Here is a 20,884-nt window from a genome sequence, read left to right as displayed (position 1 = left end):
TGATTGGTGCCCGGCTATGCCCCAAACTGTGCCTTTGAGAAGGCATCGCAACGGCGGCCAACAAGGTCTGTCGATTGTTGCGGTGTGCTCTGTTACCGTGGGCTCGAGGAGGCAGTCATTCGTGGACCTGATTACAGTCGTTTCGTTTTTGGGGTTTACCTCCCTTGTTGGCCTGCTCACCTGGTTGATTACCCGCAAGGATGATCATGGCACCAGCAGCGGGTACTTTCTTGCTGGACGTTCGCTTTCCTTTCCTTTGATCGCCGGTTCGCTGTTGCTGACCAATCTGTCGACCGAGCAAATGGTGGGGCTCAACGGTGACGCTTTCACCGACGGGCTGTGCGTGATGGTTTGGGAAGTGGTTTGCGTCGTCGCCTTGGTCTTTATGGCTTGGTTTTTTCTGCCCCGCTTTCTCAAGAGCGGTGTGGCGACGGTACCTCAGTATCTGGAGATCCGGTTTGATCACCAAACTCAAGTGATCACGAATCTGATTTTCTTGGTAGCTTATGTTGGGATCTTATTGCCGATCATTTTATATACTGGCGCGCGGGGCATGATTGACATTCTCAACATCACACCGATGTTGGGAACGCTGCCTGAGCAACTTGGTGCGGAACCGGAAACGGTCTCACTATGGTTGATCGTCATCGTGGTTGGTTTGTTAGGCTCTGTGTACGCCTTATTTGGTGGGCTTCGCACGGTTGCCGTATCGGACACGCTGAACGGCGTCGGATTGTTTGTCGGTGGATTTCTGATTACCGGATTTGCGCTCAGTTACCTGGGCGATGGAGAGGGTATCAGGGCGGGTGCTAATGTCCTTTACGAGGATCAGCGTGAACGCTTCAACTCGGTGGGAGCTCCCGACTCGAAAGTTCCATTTGGAACAATCTTTTCCGGTATTTTTCTGCTCAATCTGTTTTACTGGACGACGAACCAACAAATCATTCAGCGTACCTTCGGAGCCAGCAGTTTGGCCGAGGGGCAGAAGGGGGTGTTGCTGACCGGTGCATTAAAACTGCTAGGCCCTTTGTACTTGGTGATCCCCGGGATGATTGCTTACAGCATTTTCGCCGGTGACGATATTCAACCAGCCCAAGCTTACGGCAAGCTGGTGAACTTGGTACTGCCGCCGTACTTAACAGGTTTTTTCGCCGCCGCCATGATCGGCGCGATTCTTTCCAGTTTTAACTCCGCGCTCAACAGTTCCTGCACGCTGTTTAGTTTGGGACTTTACAAGAGCGTGTTGGCGAAGCATGCGAGTGAGCAGCAAGTGGTCCGCTCGGGAAAGATCTTTGGCTGGATCGTGGCTTTCTCAGCGATGGGGATCGCTCCCTTTCTGGCCGATATCCCCAGCATTTTCGGTTACTTGCAGAAAATGAACGGCATGTATTTTATTCCAATATTTGCCGTGGTGGTGGTCGGCATGATGACGAAACGTGTTCCGGCGATCGCCGCCAAGTTATGCTTGGTTGCTGGTTTCGCAATCATTGCGATTGGTTATTTTGTATATCCGTTTAACGCCATTGTGGCCTCCATGCATGAGTATCAATTTCTAGGTGTCGTGTTTGCCTGGTTGGTGATCTTCATGTTGGTCATTGGCGAAGTTGCCCCCCGCCAAACTGAGTTTGTTCAGGAAGATGTGAAAGCGGTCGATATGACACCATGGCGTTTTGCGACCCCGGCGGGGCTCTTGCTGATTTTGATTGTCTTCACGATTTACATCACCTTTGCCGATTTCTCGGTTCTTCAGCCAGACGAGGTTATCTCAAATGTCGGAAATCAAACTGCGCTTACTGAGTAAGCGATCGCTGTTTCATATATCCCTAATCGTATTGGCAGGATTTGCCTGGCCGACTGGCAGTCAAGCTGACACGCGGGTCGAAGATTTCGACAGCATCAAGCTTTATACGATCAGCAACGCCTCTGGAATGACCATCAAGGTCACCAACTATGGGGCCATCATTACCTCGATCATGGTGCCTGACCGCGACGGGAAATTGGCGGATGTGGCTTTGGGGTATGACCGCGTGGAAGATTACATCAACGCCGTTGATAAACCTTATTTTGGGGCGATCGTGGGGCGTTACGGTAATCGCATCGCCAAAGGCGTTTTCGCGCTCAATGGTGAAGAATATAGCTTGGCGGTTAACAACGGCCCCAACCACTTGCACGGTGGAGTTATTGGATTTGACAAAGTAGTTTGGACCGCCACGCCCATCGGTGGTGAGAATGCGATTGAGTTGTCCTACCTGGCGAAAGACAAAGAAGAAGGTTATCCCGGTAATCTGCGTATTTCGGTCACCTATCGTTTGACGGATGATAATGCCATCGTCGTGGAGTATTTGGCGGAAACCGATAAGGCAACTCCAGTGAATCTTACTCAACACACCTACTTCAACTTACAAGGGGAAGGAGCAGGGACGATCCTGGACCACCAGTTGATGTTGAATGCTGACCGGTACACGCCTGTTGACGAGGGCTTGATTCCCACGGGTGAACTGGCTGCCGTGGCTGGGACGCCATTTGACTTTACGGAGCCCAAGGCGATCGGGCGTGACATTGGCAAGGAGCATCCGCAGCTTACCTTCGGCGGCGGTTTCGATCACAACTGGGTCATAAACGAAGGCCCGCGGGTTGACGGGTTAACGTTGGCAGCACGCGTTTACGAACCGACCTCGGGACGACAGCTGGAGATTTTGACCAGCGAACCTGGGATTCAATTCTACTGCGGTAACTTTTTGGATGGTCGCTTGGAGGGCAAGTCAGGGAAGCCCTACGTGTACCGAGGGGGATTTTGTTTGGAGACGCAGCACTTCCCCGACAGTCCCAATCAACCCAATTTTCCCTCCACGATTTTGGAACCCGGCGAGAAGTACGAAAGCACAACGGTTTTCAAATTCTCGGCACGCTAAGGATTGGTTTGACGGCGATATTCGCCGGGGGTTGTGCCGGTCATCCGTTTGAAAACGACGTGCAGATATTCCGGGTGCTCGAATCCGCAAAGCGCCGCAATCTGTTCGGTGGAAAGTTCCGTTGTCGCCAGTAGTTCGCGTACGCGTTTTACTTGCGCGTTGCGAATCTCTTGCTGGGGCGTGCGTCCCAGCAGTTTGCGAAACTGTCGTTCCAGTGTGCTGCGTGACACAGCGCAATGCTCAACCACGTCACGCACGCTGATATTGCGGCAAGCGTGCTGGCGGATGAAATGCAAGGCCATCGCGATTGCTGGATCGTCGATGGCAACGACATCGGTCGATTGTCGCGTCGCCACCCCGCGAGGTTCGAGAATGTGGACCAATTGGGACGGCTCGGTGCGGGCCATCAGCGCCGATAACAGTTCGGCGGCGCGAAATCCAACCCCCTCCGCATTAGGAATTACGCTGGACAGCGGGGGCGCGCTGATTTGGCAGAGGATTTCATCGTTATCGACACCGATTACGGCAACTTCTTCGGGTACGGCGTAACCAACTTTTGCGCAAGCGTCGAGCAAATGTTGTCCGCGGATGTCATTGCAGGCCATTAATCCGCAGGGGCGAGTCTGTGAACGCAACCATTCAATCAATAATTGTTGTTCGTCCTCCCACGGTTTAGCTTTGGGGCCAACCCAGTGCGATTCCAAACAGTGGCACTGGAAACCCGCCGCGGCGACGCGGGCGGCAAAAGCAATTTGACGACGATGCGACCACGCCTCTTTGCTAAACCCGCAGAAGCCAAAGTGACGAAAGCCTCGTTCCAGCAAGTGTTCCGCCGCCATCCGTCCAATGGCCGCATCGTCGGAACGGACCAGTGGTAACCCCGAGTCGACGCGTCGGTCGGTGAGTTCCACGAGTGGAATGCCGGTGGATTGAATGGCTGCGATCAGATCCGGCGTGGTCGCTCGCGAGATGATTCCATCACCGCTCCAGGAAGCGAGCCACGCTGGTGGTTCTTGAGTCAAGTCACGCTGCTCTAAAAACACCGACCAGTCATCACGGACGCGTTTAAACCGCACGATGCCAGCTAACAGGTTTCTGCCATAGCTGCTCGACGTTTCAATAATTAATGCGACTTGTTTTTTCATTGATTCAAGTCATTGTGACGGACGGGGGAGTCACCTTGCTGCCTGACGCAATCAGAATATTCGACATAATCGGATTAACGGATCGAATAGCAAGGGCGAAAGTTTGCACTTTGGCTGCAAAATGCAAGCTAGGGTTACGGGTCGGACCGTTTTTCATACCTGCGTTTGCAGGTTTGGTTTTATTCTTCGCGTAACGAACTGCTCAACATGATAGACCTGATTCCGGTTTTGCTCAGCGGACTTGTTGCTGGTGGCGTGATTGGTTTTCTGATCGCGAACAATCGTGCTGGCGATTCTATTGGCGATCAAGATAAGCTGTTGGACGATAATAACGAAGAGGAAGGGGTTCGGCTGGAGGATGTTGCTAAAAAGATCCAATCTTTGACGTTAACGGTCGCGGCGGACGTCAACGCTCACCAGACCCGAATGGAAGGCATTACCAACAACTTAGAATGTTCCGGGGGTCAGATGTCAGCGGCGGCGATCGTTGATACGGTTGCCGAACTTGTCGCCGCGAATCGCCAAATGCAACAGCGTTTGGAAGACTCACAGTTAAAATTTCAAGAGCAATCGTCTTTGCTGCAGTCGACACGGCAATTGGCCAATTGTGACGCGCTTACCGGTTTGGCGAACCGTCGTTACCTAGATGAAAAGCTAGCCGCACTCGCTCAAAATCCGAGCACTGACGAGCAATTGATAGCGATGGTCGATATCGACCACTTTAAGTCGATCAACGATGTGTTTGGCCATCAGGCCGGCGACTTGGTACTTAATCGTTTTGGAGAATTGCTGTCTAAGCGTTTACGTTCGCATGCAACTTGCATACGTTATGGTGGCGAAGAGTTTGCCGTGATTAGTCGATTGAAGTCGTGGCGCGAATTCGCCACGGAGATTGATAACGTTCGCAAGGAAATGGAGTCCATGCGGATGCTTGCCGCGGACTCCGACCGAGTCGTTACCTTTAGCGGCGGGATCGCCCAGCGGTCTGCGGAGGAATCCCCAGTGCAATGGCTGGAAAGAGCCGACAAAGCGTTGTACGAAGCGAAACATGGTGGCCGGAACGCCGTCTACGTTTATTTGGATCGGATCAGCCGGTTTTCAGAAAAGGTCTCGCAGCGTAACAAGATCGCAGCACCCGCGCCTCCCGCAGGATCATCGTCTGGCGACGAAGGTGCATTAGCCAGCGACAGTCAACCAGCGAAAGTAGCTGGTGTCGACGGCCGTCAATGTCTCGTGTCACAATTTCGCACGATGGCCGCGAACGTCAATTCGGATCAAGTTCAATTGGCGGCAGTCGCCGTGCGGTTGCCCAGCATGACGCTGAACGAAGAGCAACGCCGCGATATTTTGGACTGCTCGCGTCGCCTGTTGCGTTCGGTGGACAAGGTTGGTTTTGATGATCCGCGTACTTTGCTTAGCTTGATGGTCACCAGCGGTGCGGCAAAAGCCGAGGAGCGGGCTGAGCAGTTGCTGGAGCAAGTGAATCAAACGTTGCGTGAATTGACCGACGATGGCCCCATTTCGGTCGCTTCCGTCGGAGTCAGTTTGATGCTCGACGACTTGACGGCGGAGGATGTGATCAGTCAAGCTACCGAACGTGCCGACCAGGCGATCATTGCTTAGAACTTAACGGGAGGGAAATCGAGGATGCAGGCGTTACCACCGTTCCATTTAGCTTTCCCCGTCCATGACCTTGAAGCCGCTCGCGCATTTTACGGCGAGCTGTTGGGTTGTCGCGAAGGTCGGAGCGACACCGATTGGATCGACTATGATTTCTTTGGCCATCAGTTGGTCGCGCATCATACTCCACAGGCAGCCGCCTGCGAAGCATCCAGTCACAACCCAGTCGATGGGCATCAAGTCCCGGTGCCGCATTTTGGTGTCGTACTGCCTTGGGAGGGGTGGCATCAGTTGAGAGATCGCGTCATCCAAGCGGACGTGCAGTTTGTGATTGAGCCCTGCATTCGCTTTGCCGGTCAGGTCGGTGAGCAAGCAACGATGTTTTTCCTCGATCCATCTGGAAACGCGCTCGAGTTCAAGGCGTTTCGCGACCCATCGCAGCTGTTCGCAAAATAAACGCGGGTGGCGGGCGGTGTTCCGCTGGCGCAAACTTATGAGATTGCGCGAGTCGTGGAATCGATGCGATTCGCCCGCCACTGCTGGTGCTCGCTGAGCTTGCTAAAACAATAGTCAGCGAGATGGAGAAAGAGGCTCTGGGCTAGGCACCTCGAAATAAGTTCCGAGGAACCGGACGCTAACGCGTTCCGGCTGATTCCGTTTTGTTTCATTCCTGATTGGGAGGTGCTCAATAAGTTGCTTCCCGTCAGCCCAGCTACTTGAGGAGTCCTTTCAGACCACCGCGGAGGCGGCCGATGTAGGCGTCGGGGGTGCCCAATTCGGCAACCACTTTCTTGCTCATCGTGTCGACCGCTTCGTCAGCTTTGGCGATCAATTTGCGGGCGTCGGCTTGTTGTTCGCCGAGCCATTGTTCCAACTCACGAGACTGCCGCGAGTATTGTTCGTCGACCTTCTGGGCCAACCGCTGGCGAGTTGCCGCCAAAGAGTCATTGATTGCCGTCCGCATTCCGCCAGCCAACTGGCCGCTTAGGCTGGTCGAGATATCGAGGTCCATTTTCTTCCAAGTCCCGGAAAACCGCGCATCGACATCGACCGCATTGATGTCAGCGAGACTGCGGTTGAGTGATTGGACAAGGATCGTGTCTTGCAACTTGGGTTTGGTGCTCAGCGCGAGTCGGGTATCGGTTTGACGAGAAATCAGATGCCCGCTGATTTGATCGTCTTGAGCTTCGATCTCGACCCACAGTTCCAATTTTCCACCATCGATGACCAAGGCGGCATCTTGATCATCACCGAATTTCTTGGCTGGCAACGGCAGTTGGGGCCAATGGATCTTTAGATGGTCTTTTGGTGATTGAGTTGGAAAGGGGCTGGTATCATAAAACCTTTGGTAATCAATTCTGACCACGCGCGGACCGCTGAGGCGAAGCCTGGCGTGCAATGGCCCATGGCGATTGACATGATCGGACGTAATGTTCTCGACCACCCCGAGCAATTCATACTCATCGGAATTCGCGGTCAAGAAACCTGAGACTTCACAGCGACGCACCAGCCACGCGGGGCCAGCCGGGCCGCCGACTGCCAACGTCTCACCACGAGCACGTTCGATCGTTGGGCCAGAGACGGTGACATCGGCAATGCTGCGTCCGGAGTCAAGATATTCGCGAACCTGTTGCAGTTGATCGCGAACGAGCGAAGCCAGTAACTCCGGGCCGATCATCAATTTATCATCAGGTAGATTTTCCGGTAGGTAACCACGAACACGGGCTTGGTCTTGCCGTTTCGCCTCTTCCAACGCGTTCATGTCGCCGCGAATTTGCGTCGGCATGGTGTCGAGTCGTTGGCGGACGGCGATTAAGTCCCGTTTGATCTCTTCGGCGCGGCGCAATGTTTCTTGCAGGGCCGGGAGATCGCGGAGAGGATTATCGATCGAGCGCGCGGTGCTCTTGAGAGCCCGCACGTTCTCTTCCAGGGCAGTCGCTTGGCGACGCAATGTGGCATATTCCGACTCCCAGAAATCTCGAATCCGCTTGCTTTCCGTTACGGTCGCCAAGCTGTCAGCAAAAGCCTTGGCATTCTCTTCGGCGTCGCCGGCGAGTTGCGCGGACCACTGGGAGATCATCGACGGTCCCGCTGATTCATCTTGCTCCTCGTCCGCTGGAACCACTTCGAGAGCACCGCTGGTTGTTCTTCGCGTCCCCACGTGGAGACCTGTGATCTGGCTGTTGGCGATCTCGAAGCGACGACGCAGCAAAGCGCCCCCGTCGATCATCAGCGCAACACTTTCCGCCTCGAAGAGATTTCGCATTTCTTTGCGTGCGTCACCGATTGTCAAACCGTGCACCAGCAAACGCGGCGGGAACAGTCCGAGTTCCGTCGACGCGACTTCGACTTTGGCCCCCGCGCTCCCTTGCAACGCTTTGACGATAAAGTACTGTGCCACCGGGTTCGCCGACCACCTCAAGAGCATCAGCACCAGCAGCACTACAACTAATCGGATTCCAATATATCGCCAGCGTATCATGCCGCTTTCTCCTGACGCGAGTCACGTAATCGACGCAGCAAATAGCCCAAAGTTTCGTTCATCGTGCCGCCTTGGCGGGGCGCGGCGGCAGCAGCATCGTCGCCTGCGTCACCGTCGTTCAGCGGGTGGCTCAGCCGAATGACATCGATCTGAGTTGCCACCTTCGTCGCTGGTTCCGGTTTGCCCGCATCGACTATTGAGGCAGCCGGCAATTGCGTGCGGTTGGGCATCTTTAACACCGCTGGTTCTAGTTGCTCCGCAGCGTGCGGGAGTTCGTCTACAGGCATCGCGATGGCCAGCGATTTGGCTGGTGGTGGATCGCCAATTGGCTGCGCCTCTGGGCGTCGTGACAACCAGCGAAAGACGGGCAGCGAGACCACGAAAGCTGGGATCATGCCGATCATTGCCAGCACCGTGCTGCCCATCACAACGGTGTTGTTCAGGTCGGTCCAGGGGACAAGCGGAGCACCCCACCAGCGATCGAGTTGCGATCTGACTTGGGGGTCCTGGAGAATCCCCGCACCCAGTTGGTGGGTGATCGGATCGAACTGTGCTGCCATAAAGCTGAAGGCGACCGCAGAAAGTGCCACCATGCCATGGTTGATTCGCAGAGATACCGCGGTTCCAATCAGCAACAGGCTGATCAGGTTCCCCTTCGGCACTAAGCCAATCGCCAGTCCGATCGCCAATCCCCAAGCTAATTCGCTGGGGTTGGCTCGTCCCAGGATGGCTTTGCGAAGCGAAAATAGCTGTTTAATGGTCCAAAGTATCATGGGCGTGTGCCTCCCGCGCACGCTTCGGTCCAACAAAAATGACTCAGTCCACGTTATCGGCCCTGCTGGGGCCAAACATTCAGTGCAATCGTTAAAATTTATCCAATCGTTGTAACGAGCGAGGCCAATGAACGGACTGGAACGGATTTTCCTCGGTTGGCAGCAACCGCTGCTGCACGCCTCCGTAAAGCACTTTGTCGAGACGTATCGGCCGACCGCTGCGAGCTGGAATCTGAGTCGCATAACGGCTGTCTTGCCGGTCAACCGGGCGGGCCATCGGCTGCGCGAATTGCTGGAGGCGAAGGCGACCGAGTTGGGTGTGGCTTTGCGGCCTCCGAAAATGATCACCGTTGGGGCGTTACCGGAGCTGCTTTATGCCCCGGAGAAGACGCTGGCCAACGAAATGCAACAAACGTTGGCCTGGACGCAAGTGCTCAGCCACTGTGACGATGCCCAATTGGCTCCGCTGATGCCGATCACGCCGGCTCGTGATGCTGTCGCTGCTTGGTTTGATATGGCGAGCGTGATTCGGCGGCTCTGTCAAGACTTGGCAGCCGATGCTTGGCAACCAGCCGACGTTGTTTCCCATGTGCAGTCTCCAGCTGATAAACAGCGCTGGCTGTTGATCGCCAAGTTGTACGAAGACTATTTGGCTGTGTTGGAACAGGCTGATCTTGCCGATCCTCACCAGCAGCGTCGTCTGGCCGCTACTGAGTCGCGATGTCGGTTGGACAACGATGTAGTTTTAATTGGCTGCGTTGACCTGGGTGAACAAACCTGCGGGATGCTCTCCTCGGTTGCCCAACGGGTTGTCGCGTACGTGGGAGCACCGGCCAGTGAGGCGAAGTTGTTTGATCGATACGGACGTGTGGAACCGACCGCCTGGGCTGAGTTTGCAATTGAAATTGATGACGCGAGGTTAATTTCTTGCGGGGATGTGGAACACCAAACGAGTGTAGCGGTTGCTACGCTACGGTCTTGGCAGCAGCGTAATCCTGGTCATCGTGTTTCCCTGGGGATCGCTGATGATTCGTTTGCTGCCATTTTGGAGACCGAGTTGTTGCTCGCCGGAGAGTACCCCGAGCGCGTTGCCGGTAAGTTGTTGCGAAACTCGGCGGCGGGCCGACTGTTGGGTTTGTTGCGAGACTTCCTCAGCGGGCATTCGTGGCAAGCTTTTGCCGCCTTAATACGCCACGCTGACGTGATGGCTCGATTCGGTAGCCAAGTCGGCAGTTATCAATTGTTGCGAGAGTTAGATAGCCTTCGCGCCGAGTATTTTCCTCTCCGCATTAGCGATCCCTGGAGCAAGCCGGCAGATTTTGCCAACCTCCGCGGTGTGCTGGATCAGATCACCAGTTGGCTAGAACCATTGTCCGACCAGCGGCTGATGTTCTCTCAGTGGGCGCAACGTCTCCGTGATGTGCTCGCCGCGATTTACAGTGAGGAGGCTGCTGCTGCGGAGCACGACGATCCGAATCGTCAATTAATTTTGGAACAGATCGCTCGCCTGCTGCACCGATTTGCCGAGTTGCCTCCCGCCTTGGATGTGGAATTAGGACCAGCCGGCGCGATTGACCTTGTCTTGCAACGGTTGGGCGAACCACACGTTCCAGAAGCAGTTGAACCCGCTGTCGGGCAGGCGACACAAGTCACTGAGATTGTCGGCTGGCTCGACTTGACCCTCGATGATGCACCGGCTTTGGCCGTTGTGGGGTTGAATCATCCGTTTGTTCCCCAAGCGGTCACCGCCGATCCGTTCTTGCCCGGTAGCTTGCGGACTCAGCTTAACGTCGCTGATAATGAGCGTCGCTTTGCCCGTGATGCTTATATTTTGCAATCGATCTGCCAAGCTCGCAGCGAGTTCGCGATATTGGTGGGCCGCTACGGGCCGGACGGTTCACCGACACCTCCCAGTCGGTTGCTGGCCGCTTGTGAGCCAGCGACAACTGTGCGACGCGTGCGAGCGCTGCTGACCAAACCGCCTGTTTCGTTGCCACGCACCTCGCTGTGGGACAGCCAAGCGGAGGTCACCCAATTGCCGCTGCCCGAGGCGAGTCCGACGAGTAGTTTGCAAGCGGTCAGCGTGACCGCTTTTCGGGACTACCTGACTTGTCCATTCCGTTTCTATCTGCGGCACGTGTTGGGCTTGCGGCCGTTGGCCGATGGCGCCACCGAACTGGCGGCCAATCAATTCGGCGACCTCGTCCACGCCGCCGTGGAGTTCTATGGTCAGTGCGGCGACAAGGATCTCGAAAGGGTTAACGACATTGAGGCGAGTGTGCTGGAGCATCTCCACACTTATGCCAAATCTCGTTACGGAGCCTCGCCGCTTGCCGCCGTTCGGTTACAAATTGCGCAAGCCGAAAAGCGGCTCAAGCAGTTTGCAATTAAGCAGGCGGCCCGCATGGAAGCGGGCTGGCGGATTCACGTTGCCGAGGCCGCCGTAAGAGCGAACGACGGAGCTGAGATTATGTTGCCTTCGGGCGAAGCTTTGAAACTGAAGGGACGCGTCGATCGAATTGATTATCACCCGGCTGATAACGTCTGGGCGATTCTGGACTATAAAACCCATGGGCATCATCCCATGGCCAAACACTACGACGAAAAGAATGAACAGTGGTTAGATTTGCAGCTACCGCTTTACTTGTTCATGTTAAAAGCGTTGGGGATTGACGCTTCCGAAGAGGCGGTCCAATTGGGCTACTTTAACATCGCGGAAAAAGAACGCGACACCGGCGTAAACATCGCCGAGTTCACCAGCGGCCAAATTGCCGCGGCCAAGAAAATGGCTGAACATGTCGCGGAGGGAATTTTAGCGGGTAACTTCGCCCCGCAAATGGATCCATTGAAAGTGCCGTTTGATGATTTTTCGATGATCATGCAAACCGGCACTGCGGAGAGCCTGCTTATCGATCTACTGGAAACGGAGTCAGACTAAGATGCGTTTAGAACCGCTGCTGGTACGGGCCTCCGCGGGCACCGGAAAAACTTATCAATTGACGGGCCGCCTGCTGGCAATTCTAGTTGCCGGCGGTGAGGTTTCTTCGATACTGGCCACCACCTTTACGCGGAAAGCGGCAGGTGAAATCTTGCAACGGATTCTCACCACGCTGGCGGATGCGGCAGAGGAACCTGATAAACTGGACTCGCTGCGCGGCCAGGTTAGCAAGCCTGGACTGACCAGTCCGCAGTGTCGCAATCTACTGCATCGCTTAATGCGCGAAATTCATCGGGTGCGAGTCTGCACACTCGACAGCCTGTTTTCGCAATTGGCCCGGTCGTTTCCTTTTGAATTACAACTGCCACCCGGTTGGCGTTTGAGCGACGAAATTGAGGAACAGTGGCTGCAGCGAATGGCGATCGATGCCACCCTGGCCGCGATTGAACCGAACCAGTTGGCCTCGTTGGTCTCGATGCTGGGCAAAGGAGACGCGGTTCGATCGGTGGAATTCGAGTTGCGGTCCATCGTTGCCGACGGCTATCAAGACGCTCGCTGGGCCAATCCCAAAGCTTGGCAATCGCTGCGCGCCCCGAGCGGTCCTGAGCCGCAAATGTTGGCTGACGCGGCGTTCGTGTTGCGAGGAGTCAAGGTGGGCAATGGTAACGCGGATCGGCAGTTGGATTTGATCGGCCAAGACTTGGAATCGCTCAACCTGGAACTCCTGGCTGGTAAGACTATCGTCGCGGCGGCAGCCAAGTACGACGACGCCAGCGAGCCGCTGACTTATTATCGTAAACCGCTTTCGCGGGAAATTGGCATGGCGCTGCGGGTCGCTTACGAAGGGGCGCGAACGAAGGTGCTGGGGCTGCTGGCGGAACAAACAAAAGCCACGGGAGAGATCCTCGGATACTATGGCAGTCAGATTGAAGCCATCAAGCAGCACCAGCGTGTGCTGGCTTTCGATGACGTCGCTTTCCGGCTTTCGAGCTGGATTGATTCGCTTGATTTTGATGTCTTACAGACTCGCCTCGACGCGGCTATCAACCATGTTTTGCTCGACGAGTTTCAAGACACAGCCCCCGTGCAATGGGCTGTGCTAAAACCCTTGGCGGTGCGCTCCGCTCAGCCTGATGCGGAGCGTTCGTTTTTCTGCGTGGGAGATACAAAGCAGGCAATCTACGGTTGGCGAGGCGGGCAGGCAGCAATTTTCGATGCGGTTGCTAGGGAGGTCCCGGGGGTCCAAGAGACATCGCAAGATCTGAGTTATCGTAGCAGCCCGGTGATTAGCCAGTTTGTGACTGAGTTATTCACTCGAATCGATCGCCACCCCAGCCTCGGCAGCTTCGACGCCGCGTTGCCAACCAAGGAGGATTTCGAGTCGCGAGCGGTCGCCAACTTTGCCAGCCAGTTCCCCACGCACCAAAGTGCAAAACGAGACTTGCCCGGTTATGTGCAGCTATCAACAGCACCTAAGCTGGACATCAAAGGGGCGGGAGCAGCGGCGGCGATCCGCGTGGCCAAGTTGTCTTACGTGGCTGACCAAATTCAGCAGCTGGCTGAGCAGATGGCTGATCGATCTTTTGGCGTGCTGACACGTACCAATCAATCGGTGGGGCAGTTGATTTTTCTGCTCAAACAACGCGGCGTTGATGTTTCTCAGGAGGGAGGAAATCCGCTGACCGATTCCTCGCTGGTGGAGTTAGTGCTTTCGGCATTGTTGCTTTGCGAGCATCCGGGAGATTTGCGATGGGCCTTCCATGTTTCTCATTCACCTTTGGGAGAACTCTTCGGGCTGGAACGTTTGCTGCCTGGCCAAACGGTTGAGGATATCGCAAAGTCTGTCAGTCAAGCTGCTGAGAAGATCCGGCAGCGGATCGAGTATCATGGTTTAAGCCAAACTCTGATCTGGTTGGGCACCCCGCTGATAGCAATCGCCAGCGAAGCAGATGCGACGAGATTGAGACAGCTAATTTCTTTGGCACATACTTATCAGATGAATGAGCAGCCAAGGCTCTCCTATTTTGTGGAACTGGTGCGATGCAAACGAGTCGAGCGCCCGCGTCCAGCGCAGGTGCGCGTCATGACTGTGCACCAAGCCAAGGGACTGGAGTTCGACGTGGTGGTGTTGCCGGAGCTCGATGGCAGCTTGGTGCGCTTGGCAAAGAAGGTCATTCGTCGAAGCGCAACGCCAGTCTCGCCCCCCAGCGGATTATTGCGATATCTTACCGCAGCTCAGTGGGGTTTGCTGCCCGATAATTGGCGACGAGCTTTCGGGGAGAATGCGGCGGCAATGATGACGGAAGCCTTGTGCTTACTGTATGTCGCGGTCACTCGCCCCCGCAATGCGTTATACATGATCATTGAGCCCGCCAATAAGGCCAGCTTTGAAAATCGAACTCCAGCTGCCCTGATCTATCACGCCTTAGGGCTGGAAAGCGATCCTACCGCAGGAAAGACAATACTTTATACGCACGGTGATCCCGATTGGTATCAACAGCGAAACACCAGTCGCGATGAGTGATGAAGTGTGGCCGGAGGGAGGTGGAACACTAATCGGCACTGATCGACACTAATCGGCTCAGCAGGTTCTTGATTAGTGAAAATTAGTGCAGATTAGTGTTCCCAAAACTGCCTTGTGAAGCGGTTGAGGAGAACGATCCGAATTGTGTATCTACTCAATTAAATCCGCTTGGCAAACAACTGGAAAGGTGAAGTGGAACACTAATCGGCACTGATCGACACTAATCGGCTCAGCAGGCCCTTCATTAGTGAAAATTAGTGCACATTAGTGTTCCAAAAAATGCCCTGAGAAGCGGTTTGGGAGAACGATCCGAATTGTGTGTCTAGTCAATTAAATCCGCTTGGCGAACAACTGGAAAGGTGAAGTGGAACACTAATCGGCACTAATTGACACTAATCGGCTCAGCAGGTTCTTGATTAGTGAAAATTAGTGCAGATTAGTGTTCCCAAAAATGCCCTGAGAAGCGGTCTAGGAGAACGATCCGAATTGTGTATCTACTCAATTAAATCCGCTTGGCAAACAGCTGGAAGGGTGAAGTGGAACACTAATCGGCACTAATTGACACTAATCGGCTCAGCAGGCCCTTCATTAGTGAAAATTGGTGCACATTAGTGTTCTCCGAAAAATCTTAAAAGTGCTTGAAAATATTATTTTTAATCGTCTAGGTGAGTGGCCAAAACCGTGCCAAAGACGACTCATCATTTGAGTGGATCTGACCACTAATTGGCACTAAGTAAAAGCTATGTTGTTAAGTGTGTTAACTAGTGTGCTCAGATATTCCCTGGAGAACGAAAATGTTTAAGCAAGAAGGGTACGCTCTTATGGGAGCGGCTTTCGAAGTTTACAACGTTTTCGGATACGGGATGGCGGAGGAGATTTATCAGCAAAGTCTTGAGATCGAATTGAAACTACGAGATATCCCATTCCAGAGTAAAGCCGAGCTTTCGGTTTCGTACAAGAACCATCTACTAAGCACCTTTTATCGTCCTGATCTGTTGGCCTACGACGGGATCGTCGTCGAACTAAAAGCCGCCAAGGCACTCGCCCCGGAGCACGAAGCTCAACTTTTCAACTATATGCGGATCAGTAAGATGCGAGTTGGCTATTTGATCAACTATGGAAACGCAACTAAGCTCGAATGGAAACGCATCATCATCTAGTTCGACGTTACCATAATCGCCAACCAAACGACTCTATTAGGGACGACAATCATGCCGCTTGTGTCGGTTGGTGCAATTTTGTGGTTTGAATCGTTTAACCGCTCGACCAATCCGAGTTGGTAGAGCCGTGACAAAGGTGAAGCGTCGTCTGAGGGAAGTGAACCACTAATCGGCACTGATCGACACTAATCGGCTCGGCAGTTTCTTGATTAGTGAAAATTAGTGCGCATTAGTGTTCCCCAAAAATCGGTTAGGGTGACCAGTCCGAACTGACCGAGCGATATGTTCCAGGCTTAGCCTCAATTCCATCGATACGTTGGAAGCCTGGTGGTGCCTGAGTTAGAAAAGGGCTGCTGTTAATCACCACTAAGGGACTGTTCACAGTTAAGCTTCCGCCGACGATCAATTTTCCAGAAATGGGCATACTGGAGCCCGCGTGGACGACGTAGTTGCGATCGGTGTACACGATGCCTTCAATCCGAGAGGGATATTCGCCGGTAAGGGTCGTGTCAGCTTGTCCTCGGTATGGCGTATGAGCGGGATTGAAGTTGACCCCCAGGGCCGCTTCACTCAGAGTTCCCGCCAACGCGCGATGATTAATGGCGCCATCGACCATCAAGGCGGGCAGATCAGGGTTGTGCGGGGCCATGTGAAGATTTCCTCGCAGACTGCTGAACCATCCGACGTCCAGCAGCACCAGAGTGGCTGAGATCCGACAGTCTCGAATGTCGACATAAAGCCCGTCCCCACGGATGTAATAAATGCCGTTGGGGTTGGCGGCACCGAACGGGTTGTGGTTAGCACTGAGGACGATGTTCTCTAACCGATGGCCGACGGTAATCAGACCCAACAACCGTTCACGCGGCAAAACGCTTCTAGGTATCTCCGTGCCATTGTTGACGTAATAGTCGTACCAATTGCTGGTAGCCGTTCCGCCGAGCGGATCGGGCTCGCCCGTTTGCTGGATCTCTTCGGCAAAAATACGATCCGCACCGCTGGTGATTTCGTCTTGGACACGTAGTTTGCCATCGGTGGAAATCGAGCCTAGAGATCCGCCATTCACCTCCAGGTCGTTGCTGACGTAGATTGCTTTGTCAAGGCTCTCAACCGGCGTCATTTTGGCCGCGAGGGTAATTTGTTTGGCGGCATTGGCTCGTCCGGAACTGCCAAAGGCGGTCAACGTGAACTGGCCGTCGCCCAGGTTTTCAAGATCTGCGGCTTGATTGGTGAGCATATAGCGGAACTGACCCTCCATCCAGGATGCCGGTTGTGTTGGCACGCCGTGCTGGTAGTTGGTTTGCCAGTCTGGGTCGGCGTTTAGCTCGGCGAGCGCTGCGGCGATGGCGGAGTCTGCAATGGAACGTGCTCGCCAAGCATCAATACCATCGGCAGTCGTAGACGTCCGCACGTCGAAAACGATCAACCCGGCCAGCGTAGCGACTGATACTATCACGGTAGTCATTAATACCGCGATGTATAGCGATCCGCGACGGCCGCGCATGCCGGGGTGTTTCATTAGCACCTTCACAGTTCAATGTCCTCAGGGCCGTTGGTTCGGTTGCGTGGCGTTGCCATCATGGACGACGTGCTACCGGAGGAGGTGGATGTGGTAATGGTGTAACCGGCTGTCCAATTTTCGGGGACTGGTTGGAATCTGGAGAACAACCCGGTGGCTGTCGCTTGCTGGTTGTTTTGGTCGGTGAGCGTAATGATCACTTGCTTGAGGCCAGACTCCTCACTCACCGTTTGGGTACGGTCCGCGGAGAGCCAAACCACGCTGATCGCGCAACTATAGACGCGGCTTCCAGGAAGCGGGTTTCGCTCTCGCGTTCGCAGCCTGGAGACGGAATATCCATCTGCGTCATCGATATCGTCCCATCTATCCCGTGAATTAGGACCTTCACCTGGATCCCGTCCGATTTCGCGAGGATCGTTTTCCGCTAGATCGGGCTCTTCATATGCTAATCCTGAGATCTCTTCTAGTAATCGCAGAGCCTCCGCTTCGATTAATACTTGGTCTTCGTTGCTGCGGCGTGAGGTATGCAAAACGGTCGACGCCCGCAGTGAGGTGAACAGGACGATCCCGACCAGTAAAGTGCTGACGACCACCTCCACCAGCGTTGTTCCCGCGCACGTGTGGGCCACATGGATGTCTCGCCGCCGAAGAGCGGGAGTTTTTACTCCCAGCGAACGGACACGCTTGATCGTTGAATGCTTGGCTGATTTCGGCGGAGTGTTTCTACGTTTCATTGTGCGCGGGGGGAATTACGGCAAACTTAGCAGTGCGCCAAAAGTGATATAAGGAATATCGGAGCCATTGAAAATGTAAAAGGTGTCACTGTGGTTGGTGCCGGTGCTTTCTCCTAAATGCTTAACGCTGCAGGAGACTTGTAAATCTTCATGTTGCAGCAGCACCACATCAGCGAATCCGGTGAGTCCTGAGTAAAAGTTAGACAGCACGTTGGCTTGCGTGACGACCGTTTGAATAACGAGGCTGCCGGAAGAACTAGCGGATATCGATTCGGCGGCCGGACCAGGCGCTCCACCACCACTGAAAAAGAAGCCAGCGCTGGAGCCCTTGTCGGGGATGTTCGGTAGCATGTCGGTGCAGGCCAGGGTCCAGGCGATCGCCGCACGTTCCTCCGTCCAGGTTAGCGTGACGGATGAATCACCAGCGGTGTGGAGGCGATACCAGCAAGAGAAATAGGCATGTTCTTCGTTCGTAGACTCGATTAGGTTCCAACCGGCCGGTGCCGTTGGCTGCTCGACATCGGTGCCTTGGACTGCCAGCATCAAGACGATTAGATCACCGGTTTGAACTCCGGCTGGGAGAGGAACTTCGATTTCATTGTCATCGCTGACCGAACTGCCGCTGGTGCCGTGCAGGCCCACTTGCGTGGCCATCGGCGATTGGCTGGCACTCGCCGAGGCGGAGCCAGCATTGCCTGGTGGTGGTTCGCCGAAAAGGATTGTCTTTAATTCCATGATGTTAATGTCAGAAGCAATAACCCTCGTTGCGCCCCCGTTAATACTTTCGAGCAGTTGATTGTCGGTGATGACATACTCGATGGTCTCTGGTAATTGATCGCCGTAACGATCGGGCACGGTGAGCACCAAAGCATCATTGATCGCATCGATGGCGATCGCTTCTTGGATGTTGTCCCGCAATTCAGCCAACGGGTTGCCGACCAAGCTGACCTCAAACGCCGGTTGGCTGACGAGTTCGATCGATTGGCCGGCGACGAAAATTGCCGATGCCAGCCCCATCATCAGCACGGCTGAGGATGCCAGGGCAACCAAAGTTTCGGCCGTGGAAAAACCGTGGTGCCGTCGACGCATTGTTAGGATCCCAGTTGGCTGGTAATGGTCGTTGGCGTGATCATTACCTCAGCGGTCTGATTTCCAACTCGCAGCGCAAGTACCCACCGCTGGAGCAGCCCGCTGGAATCCCAGATCTCTCCCCGGCGATCAAACGTAATCGATGCGGAGTGGTCTTCTGGGAACAGCATTGCCGTGACACCCATTTGTTCAGCCAGGTTGCGGCTGTAAGCCAGCAAGGGACGCCCCGGCAGCGGCGCGTCGGGAGAGGAAATTGTGTTGGTGGCCAGATCGATGTTGGTGACCACATTGCGGCCCTGGACGATTGCCTGGCGACGCAAGTACTCAAAATCGGCAACGACGGTGGCCGCCGCCGACCGCAGACGCATTCGACTGACTGATTCGCCGAGCCGGGGCACGCTGATCGCCGCCGCAATCCCCATTAAGGTGATCGTCAGTACCATATCGAGCATGGTGACACCACCGCGATCGCGATGGTGTCGAATCGGCGATTTCAGGGTGAGCATCGTTTTGCCAGGCGACGGTAAGGAACGCTATCGCTCAAACTTACGTCGTTTTTTCCGCGCGAGAGAAAAACAACGTGTCTTTCTCACTCCCGCGGGCTCGCCTGGTTTCCCTGTGGCACCATGCTGTGCTGAAGCTACGTCACCAGCCTAGGAGATAGGCGAACATCATCGGCGCCACAATGGAAGCATCGCTTTGAATCATAAACTTGGGAGTATCAGCGGCCAATTTGCACCAAGTGATTTTTTCGTTAGGAACGGCACCGCTGTAACCACCGTAACTGGTAGCCGCGTCGCTGATTTGGCAAAAGTAGCTCCACAGCCTGATGTCCTTTTTCAAATCTTGGATCATTAGCGGGACGGCACAGATCGCAAAATCGCCGGCGATCCCACCGCCGATTTGAAAGAATCCGATCGGGCTGTCCACCTGCGTCGCCTCATACCAGCGGACTAGACGTTCCATTTGTGCCGTGCCGCTGAGGTAAGCACTGTGTGAAGAGACCACACCCTCATAAACGCGGGCGGCAAAAATATTACCCAAGGTCGAATCTTCGAACCCGGGAACATACACGGGAATGCCAGCCTGTTTCGCCGCTAACATCCAGGAATGCTCAGGCGGAACTTGGAAGTGTTCGGCCAGGGTGGGATCGTCAAGCAAGTCGAAGATAAACTCCGCGGGAGTTTTCGCCGTCCCCGAATCGGCCGCTTGTTGCCAAAGTCGCAACAAGCGATGCTCGATGTTTCGCATCACGGTTTCCGGGATGCAGGTATCGGTGACGCGATTGAAGCCTTGCTCGAGTAGGTTGACTTCGTCGGCGACCGACAAAGCTCGCCAATCTTCGACGATGCGATATTCGTCGTGAGCCATCAGGTTGAAAATGTCTTCTTCCAAATTTGCCGCCGTGCAGCTGATCGCGTGTACCAAGCCTCCACGAATCATTTCAGCCAGCGAAATCCCCAGCTCGGCGGTACTCATCGCACCGGCCAAGGTGACCATCATTTTGCCGCCATCGTCAATGAATTTGCGATAGGCACTGGCGGCGGCCACGGTTTCACGAGCGTTAAAGTGGCGGAAGTGCTGATGCATGAAGGCAGCCATGCTGGGCTGTTTTCCGGCAAAAGCATTGTGGGGCAGATCTGAGCGGCTCATCCTGGGCCTCCTTCGCAGCAAGTTTCGCAAATGGTGTGACAACGACCGCACTGCAGTTTGCCGCGAATTTCGATCAACCCACCGGCGCAGACCGGGCAAATTCCAAACCCAAGGTCTCCGGGAATGGAGCGTGGATGGTTGGTACCCCCGGAATTCGAGCTGCTGGGCCCCGAGCTGCTGGGTCCCGAGCTGCTGGGTCCCGAGCTGCTGGGTCCCGAGCTAATTGGTCCCGAGCTAATTGGTCCCGTTGCCAAATCTCTCTGCTGGTGATCGCTATTCATTGCGCAAATCCTCTGCCGCAGGTCAAACCAGACTCCCGCTGAGCTGGTTATCCGGAT

15 protein-coding genes are annotated in these 20,884 nt (G+C 54.7%); 7 read left to right on the top strand and 8 right to left on the bottom strand.

Translation table 11 applies throughout. The annotated features are described in order from the left end of the window. Window positions 1-121 precede the first annotated feature (121 nt). Window positions 122-1,801 carry a solute:sodium symporter family transporter gene (locus SH139x_RS17635; RefSeq protein ID WP_488351091.1) on the top strand — a complete coding sequence of 560 codons (1,680 nt, stop codon included), beginning with the start codon at window positions 122-124 and terminating at the stop codon, window positions 1,799-1,801. Continuing rightward, a complete protein-coding gene (locus SH139x_RS17630) occupies window positions 1,770-2,912 on the top strand; it encodes an aldose epimerase family protein (protein ID WP_488351090.1) in 1,143 nt (380 codons plus the stop codon). Before SH139x_RS17635 ends, SH139x_RS17630 begins: the two co-directional genes overlap by 32 nt. Here the strand turns inward: SH139x_RS17630 and SH139x_RS17625 are convergent. After that, entirely contained in the window at window positions 2,909-4,057 is a 1,149-nt protein-coding gene (locus tag SH139x_RS17625) for an AraC family transcriptional regulator (RefSeq protein ID WP_488351089.1), read from the bottom strand. The genes SH139x_RS17630 and SH139x_RS17625 overlap by 4 nt on opposite strands. A 207-nt stretch (window positions 4,058-4,264) precedes the next feature. On the opposite strand from SH139x_RS17625, the gene SH139x_RS17620 reads away from it, so the two are divergent. Further along, window positions 4,265-5,680 (top strand): GGDEF domain-containing protein, encoded by a 1,416-nt coding sequence (locus tag SH139x_RS17620; protein WP_488351088.1) that lies wholly within the window; start codon window positions 4,265-4,267, stop codon window positions 5,678-5,680. A 24-nt stretch (window positions 5,681-5,704) separates the two neighbouring features. Beyond that, complete coding sequence (locus SH139x_RS17615) at window positions 5,705-6,133, top strand: VOC family protein (protein WP_488351087.1); 429 nt, start codon at window positions 5,705-5,707, stop codon at window positions 6,131-6,133. Between the two features lie 256 nt (window positions 6,134-6,389). Here the strand turns inward: SH139x_RS17615 and SH139x_RS17610 are convergent, their stop codons facing one another. Then, a complete protein-coding gene (locus SH139x_RS17610; protein WP_488351086.1) occupies window positions 6,390-8,159 on the bottom strand; it encodes a TIGR03545 family protein in 1,770 nt (589 codons plus the stop codon). Continuing rightward, window positions 8,156-8,932 (bottom strand): TIGR03546 family protein, encoded by a 777-nt coding sequence (locus tag SH139x_RS17605; RefSeq protein WP_488351085.1) that lies wholly within the window; start codon window positions 8,930-8,932, stop codon window positions 8,156-8,158. The genes SH139x_RS17610 and SH139x_RS17605 overlap by 4 nt, the downstream gene beginning before the upstream one ends. Window positions 8,933-9,059: 127 nt before the next feature. Here SH139x_RS17605 and SH139x_RS17600 point away from each other — a divergent pair, with 127 nt between their 5' ends. The 3 genes from SH139x_RS17600 (at window position 9,060) to SH139x_RS17590 (ending at window position 15,554) form a co-directional block, all read left to right on the top strand. After that, a complete protein-coding gene (locus SH139x_RS17600; RefSeq protein ID WP_488351084.1) occupies window positions 9,060-11,870 on the top strand; it encodes a PD-(D/E)XK nuclease family protein in 2,811 nt (936 codons plus the stop codon). A 1-nt stretch (window position 11,871) separates the two neighbouring features. Continuing rightward, on the top strand, window positions 11,872-14,394 hold the full coding sequence (locus tag SH139x_RS17595) for a UvrD-helicase domain-containing protein (RefSeq protein ID WP_488351083.1): 2,523 nt from the start codon (window positions 11,872-11,874) through the stop codon (window positions 14,392-14,394). A 794-nt stretch (window positions 14,395-15,188) separates the two neighbouring features. Next, window positions 15,189-15,554, top strand: coding sequence for a GxxExxY protein (locus tag SH139x_RS17590; RefSeq protein ID WP_488351082.1), 366 nt, complete (start codon window positions 15,189-15,191; stop codon window positions 15,552-15,554). Between the two features lie 250 nt (window positions 15,555-15,804). On the opposite strand, the gene SH139x_RS17585 is transcribed toward SH139x_RS17590, so the two are convergent. The 5 genes from SH139x_RS17585 to SH139x_RS17565 form a co-directional block, all read right to left on the bottom strand. Beyond that, window positions 15,805-17,082 (bottom strand): hypothetical protein, encoded by a 1,278-nt coding sequence (locus tag SH139x_RS17585; protein WP_488351081.1) that lies wholly within the window; start codon window positions 17,080-17,082, stop codon window positions 15,805-15,807. Further along, window positions 17,079-17,804 (bottom strand): hypothetical protein, encoded by a 726-nt coding sequence (locus tag SH139x_RS17580; RefSeq protein WP_488351080.1) that lies wholly within the window; start codon window positions 17,802-17,804, stop codon window positions 17,079-17,081. Before SH139x_RS17580 ends, SH139x_RS17585 begins: the two co-directional genes overlap by 4 nt. Before the next feature lie 15 nt (window positions 17,805-17,819). Then, window positions 17,820-18,893: a PulJ/GspJ family protein gene (locus SH139x_RS17575; protein WP_488351079.1), complete on the bottom strand. Its 1,074-nt coding sequence runs from the start codon at window positions 18,891-18,893 to the stop codon at window positions 17,820-17,822. 2 nt (window positions 18,894-18,895) lie between these two features. Beyond that, window positions 18,896-19,399 (bottom strand): pilus assembly FimT family protein, encoded by a 504-nt coding sequence (locus tag SH139x_RS17570; protein WP_488351078.1) that lies wholly within the window; start codon window positions 19,397-19,399, stop codon window positions 18,896-18,898. Between the two features lie 139 nt (window positions 19,400-19,538). After that, window positions 19,539-20,546, bottom strand: a complete 1,008-nt coding sequence (locus tag SH139x_RS17565; RefSeq protein ID WP_488351077.1) for a deoxyhypusine synthase family protein — start codon at window positions 20,544-20,546, stop codon at window positions 19,539-19,541. Window positions 20,547-20,884: the final 338 nt, after the last annotated feature.

Source organism: Kothea flammea (assembly GCF_052161645.1).
Taxonomy (GTDB): Bacteria; Planctomycetota; Planctomycetia; order Pirellulales; family Pirellulaceae; genus Laterigemmans.
Note: the sequence above shows the minus strand (reverse complement) of the source record. Positions and strands in the feature narration are given on the sequence as shown.